Annotated in this window: 1 rRNA gene; it reads left to right on the forward strand. The window is 43.9% G+C overall.

From position 1 onward, the window contains the following. Positions 1–148 precede the first annotated feature (148 nt). Positions 149–223: ribosomal RNA gene (locus tag FHC48_RS23365) — 16S ribosomal RNA — on the forward strand; the annotation flags it as partial.

The following is a 223-nucleotide window of genomic DNA, read 5'->3' on the forward strand; positions in this document are numbered from 1 at the left end:
GCACTGCTCTTTAACAATTTATCAGACAATCTGTGTGGGCACTCAAAGTGACATGGATTCTTAACGTCCTCGGACGAAAAATGAATACCAAGTCTCTGAGTGAACATGCGTAATTCATTACGAAGTTTAATTCACGAGCATCAAACTTAAATTGAAGAGTTTGATCATGGCTCAGATTGAACGCTGGCGGCAGGCCTAACACATGCAAGTCGAGCGGCAGCGG

This window comes from Enterobacter sp. EC_50 (assembly GCF_019584525.1).
GTDB classification, from domain to species: domain Bacteria; phylum Pseudomonadota; class Gammaproteobacteria; order Enterobacterales; family Enterobacteriaceae; genus Enterobacter; species Enterobacter roggenkampii.